Origin of the sequence: Methanobacterium sp. BRmetb2, from assembly GCA_003491285.1 — an archaeon.
In the GTDB taxonomy this organism is placed as follows: Archaea; Methanobacteriota; Methanobacteria; order Methanobacteriales; family Methanobacteriaceae; genus UBA117.
Map to the genome: position 1 here is coordinate 617,501 of CP022705.1, position 15,700 is coordinate 633,200.

Below are 15,700 nucleotides of genomic sequence, written 5' to 3' on the forward strand. Positions count from 1 at the left end.
GATGGCTTTGATAAAAAAAGGAGAAGAAGAACCTGACTTTGAAAAAGTATACATCGGCGAACTACCTTTAATGCTTAAATCAGACATATGCCATCTTAATGGACTAAATTACGATGAACTAATAGAAAAAGGAGAAGATCCTCAAGACCCCGGAGGATATTTCATTGTGAATGGTTCAGAAAGAGCCATTGTAACTATGGAAGAAATAGCTCCAAACAAGATAATATTAGAAAGAATTGGCGAGGTAGAAGATAGAAGAGCCAGAGCCATAGTAACCTCTATAAAGAGTGGTTTTAGAGCCAGAATTTCATTAGAATACCGGAAACCTAGAAAAAGCGGAGTTTTTCTTAGGATATCATTCCCATATGTTCCAGGGGAAATACCACTAGTTGTTCTACTTAGAGCACTGGGACTGGGAACAGATGAGGAAATTATAACTAAAATTTCAGATGATTTCAACTTCCAGATGGTTGTGGCCGACGATATACAGGTTTCAGAACCTACACTCAAACTTGAAACAGAAGCAATGGAAGAATTTTCCATGGAAGAGAAGAGGGAATACCTGATTAACAGTGCCATTAAATACATAGGAAACCGCGTTGCTAAGGGTATGACTGAAGAATATCGTATTAAAAGAGCAGAAGATGTTATAGACAGATATCTACTGCCACATATCGGTGTCGAACCAGAACATAGAGCAGAAAAAGCAACTTATCTGGCGGAAATGACTGAAATGTTACTTCAAGTAATTTTTGAAATGAGAGAACCACACGATAAAGATCATTACACTAACAAAAGACTCAGAGTATCTGGAGACTTAATGGAAGATTTATTCAGAGTTGCATTTACCAGCCTGACTCGAGACATGACTTACCAATTGGAAAGGAGTTTAGCGCGTGGTAAAGAACCATCAGTTAAACAGGCCGTTAGGTCTGATGTTTTAACTGAGAATATTAAACATGCAATTGCCACTGGAAACTGGGTTGGTGGAAGAGCTGGTGTAAGCCAGCTGTTGGATAGAACCAGTTACATGGGAACATTATCACATTTAAGAAGAGTAGTATCTCCCCTAAGTAGAAGTCAACCTCACTTTGAGGCAAGAGATCTTCACCCCACACAGTTTGGAAAGATATGTCCCAACGAAACACCAGAGGGTCCTAACTGTGGTCTGGTGAAAAACCTGGCGCTTTTATCAAAAATATCAGAAGGTTCAGATCCTGAAGAAATTGAAAATATGATTAAGAAGATGGGAATTTTAGATTCTTAAGCTGGAGGAAGATTTTGTGGAAAAAGCTAAAATTTACATTAATGGTAAACTTATAGGAAGCTGCGAAGAACCTGAAGAATTTGTCCAAGAGATTAGGAAAAAGCGAAGATCAGGCGAAATTTCAGAAGAAACCAATATAACTTATTATAACGATACCAACGAAATTTACATATTTAACGACCCCGGAAGGGCTAGAAGACCTCTTATAATAGTAAACGACGGTCAATCAATGTTAGAAGATGAAATTCTATCTAAACTAAAGCAGGGCGAGATGGAATGGAAAGATCTTCTAAATGATGGTATAATCGAATATTTAGACGCTGAAGAAGAAGAAAACGCTTACATTGCCATGTCTTCGGATCAATTAAACGATGAACACACCCACCTAGAAATAGATCCCTCTACCATGCTGGGGATATGTGCCGGTATTATTCCTTATGCCAATCACAATTCCTCTCCAAGAAATACCATGGAAGCAGGGATGACTAAACAGGCACTGGGTCTATATGTTTCAAATTATAATTTAAGGACAGATACACGAGCTCACCTTTTACATCACCCCCAACTACCTTTAGTCAAAACTAGAATCATCGATGCAACTGCTTATGATAAACGACCTTCTGGCCAAAACTTTGTAGTGGCTGTGATGAGTTATGAAGGATACAACATGGAAGATGCTCTTATCCTCAATAAAGCATCTATTGAAAGAGGATTGTCACGATCATCATTTTTTAGATCATACGAAGCTTCAGAGCGAAGATATCCTGGTGGACAGGAAGACCGGTTTGAAGTGCCAGAAAAGGGTGTTAGAGGATACAGATCCGAGGAAGTTTACAAGCATTTAGATGAAGACGGAATAGTAAACCCCGAGTCGGAAGTAAAATCTGGTGATGTTCTGATTGGTAAAACATCTCCACCCCGATTTTTAGAGGAAATAGACGAATTTGGAACTGTGGCTGAAAGAAGAAGAGAAACCTCAGTAACTGTACGACACGGAGAAAAAGGAATTGTGGATGCAGTACTATTAACTGAAACCGTGGAAGGAAGTAAACTTGCTAAAATACGGGTGCGTGACCAACGTCAACCTGAATTTGGGGATAAATTTGCTTCAAGACACGGACAAAAAGGTGTTGTAGGTTTAATAGTTTCACAAGAGAACATGCCCTTTACAGAAGAAGGTGTTGTTCCAGATCTAGTGGTCAACCCCCACGCTATCCCTTCAAGGATGTCTGTAGGACAGGTTCTTGAGATGATAGCAGGTAAAGCTGGTTGTTTAGAAGGAAAACGAATGGATGGAACACCTTTCAGTGGAGACCATGAAGGAGAAATAAAAGAACTGTTAAAATCCAATGGATTTGAAACAGCGGGTGTTGAATCACTGTATAACGGTATAACCGGTGAAAGAATAGAAGCAGAAATATTCATTGGAGTAGCTTACTACCAGAAATTGCACCACATGACCTCCGACAAAGTTTATGCCAGATCCAGAGGACCGGTCCAGGTATTAACCAGACAACCAACTGAAGGTAGAGCAAGAGAAGGTGGTCTTAGATTTGGAGAAATGGAAAGAGACTGTCTAATAGCACATGGTGCTGCTCTGGCCTTAAAAGAAAGATTATTAGACGAATCAGACAAGTACGAAGCTATTGTTTGTGGTGAGTGTGGAATGATTGCTGTGTATGATCGAATCAGGGATAAGAAATACTGTCCAATATGTGGAGAATCTGATTCATTCCCTGTAGAAATTTCCTACGCATTTAAATTATTACTTGACGAACTTAAGAGCCTATGTATATACCCAAGACTGGTTTTAGAAGATAAAGCATAATCTAAACATTATATATTATGGAGAAAATTAAAGGAGAGAATATTCTTGAGAGGAATTTTAAAAAAGATTTCCCAAATTAATTTTGGATTAATGTCTCCAGACAATATTAGGAAAATGTCAGTGACCAAAATTATGACACCTGACACCTATGATGAGGATGGATACCCTATAGAAAATGGTCTCATGGATCCCCGCCTAGGAGTAATTGACCCGGGACTTAAATGCAGAAGCTGTGGATCTAAAGGTGGTGAGTGTCAAGGGCACTTTGGTAGTATAAACCTGGCAAGGCCAGTTATTCACGTAGGTTTCGCAGATACCATTCACAAAATACTAAGATCCACCTGCAAAAGCTGTGGAAGAGTACTTTTAACTGAAACTGAAATATTCAATTATAAAGAGAAAATAGAAAACCTGATCAAAAATGAGGAAAGTTTAACTCCAATTATAAAGGAGATTTACGCAGAAGCCAGGAGAGACAAATGTCCTCATTGTGAAGAAGAACAAGAAGATGTGAAAATAGATAAACCAGTCTCTATTGTGGAAGGGAATTACAAACTAACACCTAGCGAAGTAAGGGAAAGGCTGGAAGTAATTCCTCCTGAAGATGCACTTATCCTCGGAGTAAATCCAGAAGTTGCAAAACCAGAATGGATGGTTTTAACTGTTCTACCAGTTCCACCGGTAACAGTGCGACCTTCCATAACCCTGGAAACTGGTGAAAGATCTGAAGATGATTTAACCCACAAACTGGTAGATATTTTAAGGATTAACCAGAGACTAAAAGAAAACATGGAAGCAGGAGCGCCTCAACTCATTGTAGAGGATCTTTGGGAACTGTTACAGTACCACGTTACCACTTACTTTGATAATGAAGCATCAGGAGTACCTCCTGCACGACACAGGTCAGGAAGACCATTAAAAACACTTGCTCAGCGGTTAAAAGGTAAAGAAGGAAGATTTAGAAGTAATTTGTCCGGTAAAAGAGTTAACTTTTCAGCAAGGACTGTTATATCTCCTGATCCAAATATCAGTATAAATGAAGTAGGAGTTCCTGAATTAATAGCAAAAGAAGTTACTGTTCCAGTATATGTAACTGATTGGAATGTTGAAGAGTTAAAAGAATACATCAACAACGGCCCGGATATTCACCCTGGAGCCAACTATGTTATCAGACCAGATGATCGAAAGATCAGAATCTACGACGAAACCAAAGAAATGGTAATGGAAAAATTAGAACCAGGATACATAGTGGAAAGACATTTAAAAGACGGAGATGTTGTTCTATTTAACAGACAACCTTCACTTCACAGAATGTCCATGATGGCCCACGAAGTACGAGTTTTACCATATAAAACATTCAGACTTAACCTTTGTGTATGTCCTCCTTACAATGCAGATTTTGATGGGGACGAGATGAACATGCACGTCTTCCAAACTGAAGAATCCCGTGCTGAGGCAAAATCACTTATGAGGGTTCAGGAACACATCTTATCTCCAAGATTTGGTGGTCCTATTATTGGAGGAATACATGATCATATATCTGGTGCATATCTCCTAACTAAAGAAGACTCTGTATTTAGAGAGGATGAAGTATTCCAGATGTTACTTAGATCAAAACTCCCCCTACCAAAGAAAACCGGTAAACCATGGACTGGAAAACAGATATTCAGCCTATTATTACCAAATGATCTTAATCTAGTTTACAAAGCAGAAATATGCCGAAAATGCGACGAATGTTTGAGAAAGGAATGTGAAAATGATGCATACGTTGTGATAGAAGATGGTAACCTGAAATCAGGAGCAATTGATGATAAAGCATATGGTGCATTTTCTGGTAAAATATTAGATCATATTGTAAAAGAATATGGAACAGACCGTGCACGTGAATTCTTGGATGCTTCTACAAAACTTGCCATTTCCGGTATAATGATTAAAGGGTTTACTACCAGTACCAACGACGAAGAAATACCTCGAGAAGCCAAAGAAAGGATTGAAGAACTCTTAGACAAAGCAGAAAATCGGGTTGAACAGTTAATTGAAGCTTATAAAAACGAAGAACTGGAACCACTGCCTGGACGAAGTCTGGAAGAAACTCTGGAAATGAAGATCATGCAGGTTTTAGGTGAAGCCCGGGATAAATCAGGGGAAATAGCAGAAAGTTACTTTGGAATGGACAATCATGCAGTTATAATGGCACTAACAGGTGCTAGAGGTTCCATGTTGAACCTTACCCAGATTACTGCTTGTGTAGGTCAACAATCTGTTCGTGGTGGTCGTATAAAAAGAGGATATTCTGAAAGAACTCTTCCACACTTTAAAAAAGGAGAGTTAGGTGCCAGAGAAGGAGGTTTCGTTCACTCAAGTTATAAAAAAGGTCTCGATCCCTTAGAATTCTTTTTCCACGCTATGGGAGGAAGAGAAGGTCTGGTAGATACTGCTATCCGGACTGCCCAGAGTGGTTACATGCAGCGCAGACTGGTCAATGCATTGCAAGACTTGAATGTTAAACCGGATGGAACTGTGATGGATAATAGAGGAGTAGTAATCCAGACTATGTATGGTGAAGACAAAGTAGATCCTGCAAAAAGTGATTATGGTAAAGTAGTAGATATAGACAAGTTAATTGAGGGAATGAGAATTAAATCAGGTAAATAATAATCCTTATTCATGCCAGTTACATGTGATGGCACGTATTTCATAACCGGGTTTTTAGGTGATTTTGTGCAAGAGTTGGAAAAAAAGGTTGTAAAGATTATAAAGAAAAAGAAGGCTGACTTCCCAGAAAGTTTCATACAGGATATAACTGAAGCGGCCCAGAAACATGAATTAACTGATAAAGAGTTAAATGAGTTAGTAGGCCAGATTAAAAAGGCATACGAACGTGCCAAAGTTGAAGATGGTGAGGCTGTGGGAACTGTGGCCGCCCAATCCGTAGGAGAACCTGGTACTCAGATGACTATGAGAACATTTCACTATGCAGGGGTAGCTGAACTTAACGTTACACTGGGTCTTCCCAGATTAATAGAGATTGTTGATGCTCGTAAAAAGATATCAACTCCCACTATGGCCATATTCTTCGAAGAAGAATTCCGATCTGATGAGGAGTTTGTAAGGAAAATGGCTAATAAAATTGGTAAAAGTACCATGAATGATGTCATAAAAGATTTCAACATAAATTACGCTGAAATGAATGTTATCGTAGAATTAAATGTTGAAAAGATCAATGACAAGAGATTAGATTATGATGACATTATAGCCAGAATTGAAAAAGCTTTTAAAAGAGTACACATAGATAACAACATACTAAGTTTTGAACCTACAACTTCTAACATAAGAGAATTACGACTTTTAGCTGATAAAATTCGTGATTTACAGATAAGCGGTGTTAAAAACATCGGAAAAGTCGTTATAAGAAAAGAAGAAGAAGAATGGGTTATACACACCGAAGGTTCAAATCTTGGAACTGTTCTTAAGATGGAAGGTATAGATAAGGTCAGAACCACTACCAATGATATTCATGAAATAGAAAAGGTTTTAGGGATAGAAGCAGGGCGAAATGCAATAATACACGAAGCACAACGTACCATGGAAGAACAAGGACTTACTGTAGATGTTAGACACATAATGCTAGTAGCAGACATGATGACTGCAGATGGTAAAGTTAAATCCATTGGCCGGCATGGTATAAGTGGTGAGAAGGCAAGTGTTCTTGCTAGAGCTTCTTTTGAAGAAACTGGAAAACACCTTTTAAGGGCCAGTATTCGTGGTGAAATTGATCATCTTACTGGAATAATTGAGAATATTATAATAGGACAACCAATACCACTGGGAACAGGTTCAGTTGGTGTCGTCATGAAACAAAAAAAATAGGAGGCAGTAGATGGACGTAGATAGAGGAATAAGAGTTGCTGTTGATACAGGAAATGTCACATTAGGATCAGATAAATCAATTCAGGAATTAAAACTAGGTAAAGGAAAACTGGTGATAATCGCTGAAAACAGCCCTGAAGATATTAAAGAAGATGTAATTTATTATTCTAATTTATCAGATATTTCTGTTTATAAATATGAGGGTACAAGTGTAGAACTAGGATCAGTATGTGGTAAACCATTCTCGGTGGCCACCCTTATTATAAAAGATCCTGGTGACTCAAACATATTAGAAGTAATGGGGTAATTTCTGTGACTATAAAATTTTCAACCAATGAAATAAGATACATAGCTCTCTTTGAAAGTATGACTGGAGCTATGGTAAAAGACTGTATAATAGATGATTCAAATGGAAAATTAACGTTCCTTGTAAAAAATGGCGATATGGGACTGGCAATAGGTAAAAGAGGAAGTACTGTTACTAAAGTCCAGAAAACCGTTGATAAGGGCGTTGAAGTCATAGAACATTCTGAAGATCCAGTGGAATTTATTAGCAATTTAATGGCCCCTGCAAAAGTCAGGAGTATCCGAATACTTCAAAAAGAAAATGGGGAAAAAATCGCAACTGTTGAAACAGATGCTAGAAATAAAAGAACTGCCATTGGAAAAGGTGGACAAAACATTGAAAGAGCAAGAGTTTTGGCCAAAAGGCAGCATAACATAAACAACATTGTGATAAAGTAATTATATTTATGAAATAAAGTAGATATTCACAATACTATTGTTAAAGATAATCACGATTTTAATGAGGAGGAGTTTCATTGCCAGGATTATTCGCAGCTAAAAAGCTTAAAAAGAACAGACAAAATTTTAGATGGAAAGATACACAATATAAAAGGAAATTATTAAGATTAGATGTTAAAGCTGATCCATTAGAAGGCGCACCTCAAGCTAGAGGAATTGTAATAGAAAAAGTAGGTATAGAAGCAAAACAGCCTAACTCAGCTATAAGAAAGTGTGTAAGGGTTCAGCTCATAAAAAATGGGAAACAATTAACTGCCTTTGCCCCTGGAGACGGGGCTATAGGATTTATAGATGAGCACGACGAGGTTATGATTGAAGGTATAGGTGGACCTTCTGGTAGGTCCATGGGTGATATTCCAGGAGTAAGATGGAAGGTAACCAAAGTTAACAATGTAGCCTTAGAAGAAATGGTTAAGGGCAAAATAGAAAAACCAGTGAGGTAATTTTTATGACTCAGGTATTTGATAAATGGGATTTAGAAGAGGTGAAAGTAGAGGACTTGGGCCTGGTAAATTATATTTGCTTAGACGAAATATTAGTTCCACACACCTTAGGAAGACATGTTAAAAGACAGTTTGCCAAATCCAGAGTTTCAATCGTGGAAAGACTGATGAATAAGGTTATGAAAACCCAGCGAAACTCCGGAAAGAAGAACAAAGCATACAATATGGTAAAAGGAGCCTTTGAAATCATTAACAAACGCTCAAAACAAAATCCAGTTCAGATACTGGTAAAAGCCGTGGAGAATACTGCTCCCCGAGAAGAGACCACCCGTATCAAATACGGTGGTATAGGATACCAGGTAGCAGTGGACATTGCGCCTCAGCGAAGAGTGGACCTGGCTTTAGGTTTCATTACCCGAGGTTCCATGCAGTCATCATTTAAAAGTAAAAGATCTGTAGAGGAAGCGTTGGCTGATGAATTATTATTAGCATCAGAATCTGATACTAGAAGCTTTGCTATTCAGAAAAAAGAAGAAAAAGAGAGAATTGCAAGATCTGCCCACTAATATTATAGGGATTTAAGTATTATTAGGTGATTATGGTGAGTAGACGAAATAAAATGATTAATAAGATTAAAGAATTGATGTACGATCCCAAACACATACGGAACATTGGGATAGTAGCACATATAGATCACGGAAAAACAACCCTTTCTGATAACCTACTTGCAGGTGCAGGTATGATATCATCGGAACTTGCAGGAGACCAGTTATACCTTGACTTTGACGAACAAGAACAAGCAAGAGGTATAACTATTGATGCTGCAAACGTATCCATGGTCCACCAATACAAGGATCATGAATACCTCATAAATTTAATAGATACACCCGGACACGTTGATTTTGGTGGAGACGTAACCCGTGCCATGAGAGCCGTAGACGGTGCAGTGGTAGTTGTATGTGCTGTAGAAGGGATCATGCCCCAAACAGAAACTGTACTAAGACAGGCTCTAAAAGAGAACGTTAAACCAGTATTATTTATAAACAAAGTAGATCGTCTTATAAATGAACTTAAACTGGATGCAAATGAACTACAACAAAGGTTCATTAAGATTATAGCCAGTGCAAACAAGTTAATCAAATCAATGGCGCCAGAAGAGTTCAAAGAGGACTGGTTATCTAAAGTTGAAGATGGTAGTGTGGCCTTTGGTTCAGCCTATCACAACTGGGCTATAAACGTTCCTATCATGCAGAAATCAGGAATAACCTTCACAGACATTTATGATTATTGTAAAGAAGAAAATCAAAAAGAATTAGCTGAAAAAGTTCCATTACACGAAGTTTTACTGGGAATGGTTGTAGAACATCTTCCAAGTCCAGATATTGCCCAAAAATACAGGGTACCCAACATATGGGCAGGAGACATTGAAAGTGAAGAAGGTCAAACCATGATAAACACCAGCCCAGATGGACCCTTAGCAGTAATGGTTACTGATGTAAGTATAGACAAACACGCTGGAGAAATAGCAACTGGACGTGTTTACGGTGGAACCATAGAAAAAGGTAGTGAAATATTCTTCGTAGGCTCCATGGGAAAAGCTCGAGCACAGCAAGTCGGAGTATATATGGGTCCCGAACGGGTAAATACTGACAAAGTTCCTGCTGGAAACATTGTAGCTATAACTGGTGCTAAAAATGCCGTTGCCGGTGAAACCATTACCAATTACGGGAATAAAATAGAGGCATTTGAAGGATTAGAACACATATCAGAACCAGTGGTTACTGTTGCAGTTGAGGCTAAAAATACCAAAGATCTTCCAAAACTCATAGAAGTTTTAAGACAGGTCGGTAAAGAAGACCCGACCGTAAGAGTAGAAATAAACGAAGAAACTGGTGAACACTTAATATCTGGTATGGGTGAACTCCACTTAGAGATTATCGCATACAGAATTAATGAGAAAGGTGTAGAAATAGAAACATCAGCACCAATCGTAGTATACCGGGAGACCATAGCCGGAACCGCCGGTCCAGTGGAAGGAAAATCTCCTAACAAACACAACCGTTTCTACATAGAAATCGAACCACTAGAAGATAAAGTATTCCAGGCTATACAAAACGGAGACATTAAAGAAGGCCGAGTTAAAGGAAAAGAACTGGCAAACACCTTCATCGAATACGGTCTGGAGAAGGATGAAGCCCGTAGAGTATGGGATGTTTACCGCCGATGTCTATTCTTGAATATGACCCGTGGTATCCAGTACCTGGATGAAATAAAGGAACTTCTGATGGAAGGATTTGAAAGTGCGATGGATGACGGTCCAATTGCGCGGGAAAAGGTTATGGGCGTTAAAATAAAATTAATGGATGCCAAGATTCACGAAGACGCTGTTCACAGAGGTCCTGCGCAAGTTTTACCAGCAATCAGGAAAGCATTATATGGTGCTATCATGATGGCCAACCCAACTTTACTGGAGCCAATACAAAAAGTATTTATAAACACACCGCAAGATTATATGGGTGCAGCAACCAGAGAGATACAAAACAGGAGAGGCCAAATAGCAAACATGGAACAAGAAGCAGACATGGTTACAGTGGAATCAAAAGTACCTGTTGCTGAAATGTTTGGATTTGCAGGAGACATAAGATCTGCTGCTGAAGGTAGATGTTTATGGTCTACTGAAAACGCAGGCTTTGAAAGACTTCCTGGAGAACTCCAGAAAAAGATAATACGAGAAATTCGTGACAGAAAAGGATTAAGTCCTGAACCATACGGGCCAGATCACTACATAGGATAATCCCATAATCTAATCAAATAGATATGATCAAAACCCGTCTATCTTATAAATAGATATTTAAATAATCAAGTCAAATACTAAAAGAAGTTAGACTAAAAACTAGTCAATTATAGATTTAGACTAATAAATCAAAAAAAAATGCTAAACACTAAATGGAGGTATATTTAATGGCAAAACAAAAAGAACATATGAATTTAGCGTTTATTGGACACGTAGACCACGGTAAATCCACACTTGTTGGACACTTGCTCTTACAATCTGGAGCAATCGCTGAACAACAACTTTCAGACGGAGAAGACAAGTTTAGATTTGTCATGGATAAATTGACAGAAGAAAGAGAAAGAGGGGTAACTATCGACCTTGCACACGCAAGATTCGACACTCCTAAATACGAATTCACTATTGTGGACTGTCCAGGCCACAGAGATTTCGTTAAAAACATGATTACCGGTGCATCACAAGCAGATGCAGCAGTACTGGTAGTTGCAATAGACGATGGTGTAATGCCACAAACCAAGGAACATGCTTTCCTTGCAAGAACCCTGGGTATCAACCAGTTAATCATTGCAATAAACAAGATGGACCTTGCAAAATACGACGAAGCAAAATTCAACGCACTTAAAGACGAAGTATCTGAACTCATAAAAACAGTAGCATACAAACCATCAGACATCGAATTCATACCACTATCTGCATTCGAAGGTGACAACATCACCAAACCAAGTGAAAACACACCATGGTACAAAGGACCTTCTCTCGTAGAAGCTTTAGACCAATTTGCAGCACCAGAAAAACCAACTGACCTACCACTAAGAGTACCCATCCAGGATGTTTACTCCATCACTGGTGTAGGTACCGTACCAGTAGGAAGAGTAGAAACTGGTGTAATGAACAAAGGTGACAACGTCATATTCGAACCAGCTGGAAAAGCTGGAGAAGTTAAATCCATCGAGATGCACCACGAAATGCTAGAAAAAGCAGAACCTGGTGACAACGTAGGATTCAATGTAAGAGGTGTAGGTAAAAACGACATCAGAAGAGGAGACGTTGCAGGGCACACCGACAACGCACCAACCGTTGCTAAAGAATTCACAGCACAAATTGTGGTATTGCAGCACCCTGGTGTTATCACCGTAGGTTACACGCCTGTATTCCACTGTCACACTGCTCAGGTTGCATGTACTTTCCTAGAACTGCAGAAAAAGTTAGACCCAGCCACTGGTCAGGTTAAAGAAGAAAACCCAGACTTCCTCAAAACCGGGGACGCTGCGTTTGTAAAGGTCAAACCTACCAAGCCAATGGTTATTGAAAATGTTAAAGAAATCCCTCATATGGGAAGATTCGCTATAAGGGACATGGGCCAAACCGTGGCTGCTGGAATGTGTATCGATCTGGTACCAGCAAAATAGGAAAATAAAAATATTTTCCCCCTTCCTTTTATTTTTATTGGAGGATTAAAATGCACAAAGCAAGAATAAAACTTACAGGCACTGACCCAGAGAAACTCGCCTATGTATGTGACCAGCTGCAGAAAATAGCTGAACGTACTGGTGTAGACTTATCAGGTCCAATTCCACTGCCAACCAAGAAACTAGTAGTACCAACCCGGAAATCTCCAGATGGAGAAGGAAAAGCTACCTGGGAAAAATGGGAGCTAAGAATCCACAAAAGATTAGTGGGTATTGAAGCAGATGAAAGGGCCATGAGACAGGTCATGAAGGTCAATGTTCCTGATAATGTGAGCATTGAAATAGAATTAAAAAGCTAATACTCGTATTAGCTGACTACTTATTTTTTATTATATATTCAACCAGCCGGGATAGTCTAGTTTGGTAAGGCGCGGGACTTGAAATCCCGTGGAGGAGTCCTCCGCCTGGGTTCAAATCCCAGTCCCGGCGTTAAATTTTAAACCAATATAAAAATTTGATTAAATTACAAAAAATATATTTCATATTAAAATGATTAAAGATTTTTTTTTGAATTTAAACTTTTTTTTTATAAGTAAAAATTTCGATAATTAACTATCCTCTATAAAATTCACCATTTTTTCCATATTAACCCAAAGCTTTCTAAGTGTTCTCATTGAAAATAATTTGTACTAAATCTGATTTCTTTCATTAGCATCGATTATTTAGAAAATATTTAGAAGCCATTAGTATCACACTATCAAATAAATATCTGTATTTTAAAAATTGAAAACTAAATCATACATATTATATTAGGTATCTGAGAATCCCCACTATAACTATATTTTGGCCTTACCTCAAAAGATTCCGATAATTCAATAATGTTATTAATATTTTCACAATTAAATAATTTCCAACCGTTAGAATGACCAGATTCACTAAAGCCAGAAACTTGAAATGCTCTTAATTTTTCATTATTATTTCTATCTAAACCGTATGCGTGAGGCTCAATAATCCGTTTAGTGCCTTTATAATCTATTTTAAGTCTATTTTTATTTCTAATTGCAAAACAAATTTTTTTATTCATATACTTCAACTCTCCACTAATTTTTCAAGAATATATACGATTTTAGGGTTTAAATCATCCTTTTCAACTATATTTGCTAATGCAATGCCTAAATCAACTTTATCCATACGCACACAACATACATCTGAACTATACTCAGCTAATTTTGTGCTGAATTTTAGATCATTTTCAATGCAAGCTTTTCTAATTAGTTTAATGGACTCATAAAACCATTTTTTCTCAAATTTTTTATACACCTCTGCATCTTCATTCAATTTTACATGTTTTTTCCATGCTATATAAATAATTAAAGGATCAAAAGTATCTTCAAATTCTTTATATCCTAATTCACGTTTATTTTCTTTAGGAATATTCAAGTTTCTGTTGAACTCTTTTAATTTTCTATTTCCATCATTATCTAAAAGAAGGTAAATATAACTCTCTTCAAAAAACTCAAAATCCCTAAAAACTCTTGCTAATTTGGAAGCATCATCAATACCGTTTCCTCGGATGATTTTTACTAAAATATTTTGTAATTTGAATCCATAAATCTTTTCAAAAACCATTGGAATAAATTTTTCTTCAGTGTGACCTTCAACTATTAGTATTTTCTTAGAAAAAAATAAATTAGTGTTGTTAATTCCTAAAGATTTTAATGTTGATATAATATCTTCATCTGTATCAACAGCATTAAGCTCCGTCTGATAATCATTAAGAGTTAAAAGGCGGATATTCTTTGGTGAAAATGAATTTAAAATAAATGGAGAGTGTGAAGTGACAATCACCTGTTTTTTCTTTCTAACAAAACCCCATAATATATTTAATAAATCTAATTGGGCTTTAACATGTAAATGAGTATCTGGTTCATCAAAAATGTATGAATGTAATTGTTCCTCGTCAATTTCTTTTCTGATTTCTAATAAAGCCATTGTAATTCTTCTTTTTGTTCCATCTCCCTTTTTTTCAATGGGTATTATTTCAGTTCCTTCCAATAACTGTACTTTAACACCTATATTCAGCTTTTGAGTTAGTTGTGGAATGATTTTGATTTCTGTAATATTTGGCAAATATGTTTTCAATTTTTCAATTGATCCTTGATCTACAATTTGTCTTTCTAAATCAGATGTTGAATTATATAAATGTTTATTTATAATCTCCTCAACTGTTTCTCCATTAACATCTCTTTTCCAAATATCTTGTCTTATTTGATTAAAATAAAGTTCATCTATATGATCATCTAAATTCTGAAAATGTTTACCATCTAAAAAAAACAAATTATAATCATTAGGAATTCTGGATATAGAAGATGTATAGCTGTTCGATTCTAATTCTGTTATTTTTTCATTTATTTTATTTGTTAGACTATCAATTCTTCGCATATTGCCTTTATTAATCCCCAAATGATCCATTAATTCATACAATCTTCTTCTTTGATCCTCTTCATTTAGCTCTTTAAAAGTATTAGAATCTAACTCTTCTTTTATGTTATTTATAGTTTCTTTAGAAAGTTTAACGCAATTATTTTCTAAAAGTAAACCATTTTCTTCATATTTTACCTGTTTAATGTAAGATCTGTCTTTAATTTTTACTTCAATGACTGCTTCCTTTTCGCCATAAGAAATATCATCTTCTTCAAATTTTTGTTTATTAAAAATAATTTTCAATGACTCAAGTATGGAAGTTTTACCACAATCATTTTCACCTACTATAATTGTTATATCCTCTTCAAAATTCATTTTGAAATTCTTTAGAGAACGAAAATTTTTTACATGAATCCATTCTATCATTTGGACATCCCTAAAAATTAATTATTTTAATAAACTAGTAAATATTTAATGGATATCAATATATAGTTTAGGATTATAAATGATAATATTTTTATACAAAAAGATTTATGACGTAAATATTCATATATCACAAAGTTTTATTGGAACTATGTATAATAAGTGCAAAGGGTTTATTATGATCAAATTCATTATAAAAAAAACTGGGTTTAAAAATAATAAACGAAAAAAGTTATTAAAAGATTATAAAAGACTGTTTTTATGTGAGAATACTTAAATATTTACAATTCCTGCCAATTCTATTTCAACTGTAGCAAATTCCATTTTATATTAGTTTACATCTCAAAGACATTTACAAAAGAAGTTATTCCCTAAGATTTTATACATATTTTATAAAAAAATCTGCTTGTTTACAACTAATATCATATATCTAGTAAG

The 15,700-nt window shown here is 36.4% G+C and carries 14 protein-coding genes and 1 tRNA gene (1 of these 15 only partly in view); 13 read left to right on the forward strand and 2 right to left on the reverse strand.

Annotation, left to right across the window (positions count from 1 at the left end):
* The 12 genes from CIT01_02990 to CIT01_03045 all read left to right on the forward strand — a co-directional run.
* Window positions 1–1,267, forward strand: partial view of a DNA-directed RNA polymerase subunit B'' gene (locus tag CIT01_02990; protein AXV37237.1) — the 3' portion only. The gene continues 281 nt to the left of window position 1, outside the view; 1,267 of the gene's 1,548 nt are visible here — the last part of the coding sequence; its start codon lies off the left edge, out of view; the stop codon is at window positions 1,265–1,267.
* Between the two features lie 16 nt (window positions 1,268–1,283).
* The gene (gene rpoB, locus CIT01_02995; GenBank protein ID AXV37238.1) at window positions 1,284–3,095 is read left to right on the forward strand and encodes a DNA-directed RNA polymerase subunit B; all 1,812 of its coding nucleotides are present in this window, start codon (window positions 1,284–1,286) and stop codon (window positions 3,093–3,095) included.
* 45 nt (window positions 3,096–3,140) lie between these two features.
* Entirely contained in the window at window positions 3,141–5,750 is a 2,610-nt protein-coding gene (rpoA1, locus tag CIT01_03000) for a DNA-directed RNA polymerase subunit A' (GenBank protein AXV37239.1), read from the forward strand.
* 12 nt (window positions 5,751–5,762) lie between these two features.
* Window positions 5,763–6,965: a DNA-directed RNA polymerase subunit A'' gene (gene rpoA2, locus CIT01_03005; protein ID AXV37240.1), complete on the forward strand. Its 1,203-nt coding sequence runs from the start codon at window positions 5,763–5,765 to the stop codon at window positions 6,963–6,965.
* 10 nt (window positions 6,966–6,975) lie between these two features.
* The gene (locus CIT01_03010) at window positions 6,976–7,272 is read left to right on the forward strand and encodes a 50S ribosomal protein L30e (protein AXV37241.1); all 297 of its coding nucleotides are present in this window, start codon (window positions 6,976–6,978) and stop codon (window positions 7,270–7,272) included.
* A gap of 5 nt (window positions 7,273–7,277) precedes the next feature.
* Window positions 7,278–7,709 carry a transcription elongation factor NusA gene (locus CIT01_03015; protein ID AXV37242.1) on the forward strand — a complete coding sequence of 144 codons (432 nt, stop codon included), beginning with the start codon at window positions 7,278–7,280 and terminating at the stop codon, window positions 7,707–7,709.
* Window positions 7,710–7,786: 77 nt separating this feature from the next.
* Window positions 7,787–8,212, forward strand: coding sequence for a 30S ribosomal protein S12 (locus CIT01_03020; GenBank protein ID AXV37243.1), 426 nt, complete (start codon window positions 7,787–7,789; stop codon window positions 8,210–8,212).
* Window positions 8,213–8,217: 5 nt separating this feature from the next.
* A complete protein-coding gene (locus CIT01_03025; protein AXV37244.1) occupies window positions 8,218–8,778 on the forward strand; it encodes a 30S ribosomal protein S7 in 561 nt (186 codons plus the stop codon).
* Between the two features lie 35 nt (window positions 8,779–8,813).
* Entirely contained in the window at window positions 8,814–11,006 is a 2,193-nt protein-coding gene (locus CIT01_03030; GenBank protein AXV38706.1) for an elongation factor EF-2, read from the forward strand.
* A gap of 167 nt (window positions 11,007–11,173) precedes the next feature.
* A complete protein-coding gene (tuf, locus tag CIT01_03035; protein AXV37245.1) occupies window positions 11,174–12,415 on the forward strand; it encodes a translation elongation factor EF-1 subunit alpha in 1,242 nt (413 codons plus the stop codon).
* Between the two features lie 50 nt (window positions 12,416–12,465).
* Complete coding sequence (locus CIT01_03040) at window positions 12,466–12,774, forward strand: 30S ribosomal protein S10 (GenBank protein AXV37246.1); 309 nt, start codon at window positions 12,466–12,468, stop codon at window positions 12,772–12,774.
* A 45-nt stretch (window positions 12,775–12,819) separates the two neighbouring features.
* Window positions 12,820–12,904, forward strand: a tRNA-Ser gene (locus CIT01_03045).
* A 301-nt stretch (window positions 12,905–13,205) separates the two neighbouring features.
* On the opposite strand, the gene CIT01_03050 is transcribed toward CIT01_03045, so the two are convergent.
* Together CIT01_03050 and CIT01_03055 are read right to left on the reverse strand one after the other, a co-directional pair.
* Entirely contained in the window at window positions 13,206–13,508 is a 303-nt protein-coding gene (locus CIT01_03050) for a hypothetical protein (GenBank protein ID AXV37247.1), read from the reverse strand.
* The gene (locus tag CIT01_03055) at window positions 13,505–15,265 is read right to left on the reverse strand and encodes a hypothetical protein (protein AXV37248.1); all 1,761 of its coding nucleotides are present in this window, start codon (window positions 15,263–15,265) and stop codon (window positions 13,505–13,507) included. The genes CIT01_03050 and CIT01_03055 overlap by 4 nt, the downstream gene beginning before the upstream one ends.
* 79 nt (window positions 15,266–15,344) lie before the next feature.
* Between CIT01_03055 and CIT01_03060 the strand changes: the two genes are divergently transcribed.
* Window positions 15,345–15,539: a hypothetical protein gene (locus CIT01_03060; GenBank protein AXV37249.1), complete on the forward strand. Its 195-nt coding sequence runs from the start codon at window positions 15,345–15,347 to the stop codon at window positions 15,537–15,539.
* The last annotated feature ends 161 nt before the right edge of the window (window positions 15,540–15,700 follow it).

What these genes read in the sequence shown, in the direction of transcription:
- rpoA2 (AXV37240.1), top strand. Translation starts at nt 5,763, where the DNA reads ATGCCAGTTACATGTGATGGCACGTATTTCATAACCGGGTTTTTAGGT.
- CIT01_03010 (AXV37241.1), top strand. Translation starts at nt 6,976, where the DNA reads ATGGACGTAGATAGAGGAATAAGAGTTGCTGTTGATACAGGAAATGTC.
- CIT01_03025 (AXV37244.1), top strand. Translation starts at nt 8,218, where the DNA reads ATGACTCAGGTATTTGATAAATGGGATTTAGAAGAGGTGAAAGTAGAG.
- tuf (AXV37245.1), top strand. Translation starts at nt 11,174, where the DNA reads ATGGCAAAACAAAAAGAACATATGAATTTAGCGTTTATTGGACACGTA.
- CIT01_03040 (AXV37246.1), top strand. Translation starts at nt 12,466, where the DNA reads ATGCACAAAGCAAGAATAAAACTTACAGGCACTGACCCAGAGAAACTC.
- CIT01_03055 (AXV37248.1), bottom strand. Translation starts at nt 15,265, where the DNA reads ATGATAGAATGGATTCATGTAAAAAATTTTCGTTCTCTAAAGAATTTC.
- CIT01_03060 (AXV37249.1), top strand. Translation starts at nt 15,345, where the DNA reads ATGATAATATTTTTATACAAAAAGATTTATGACGTAAATATTCATATA.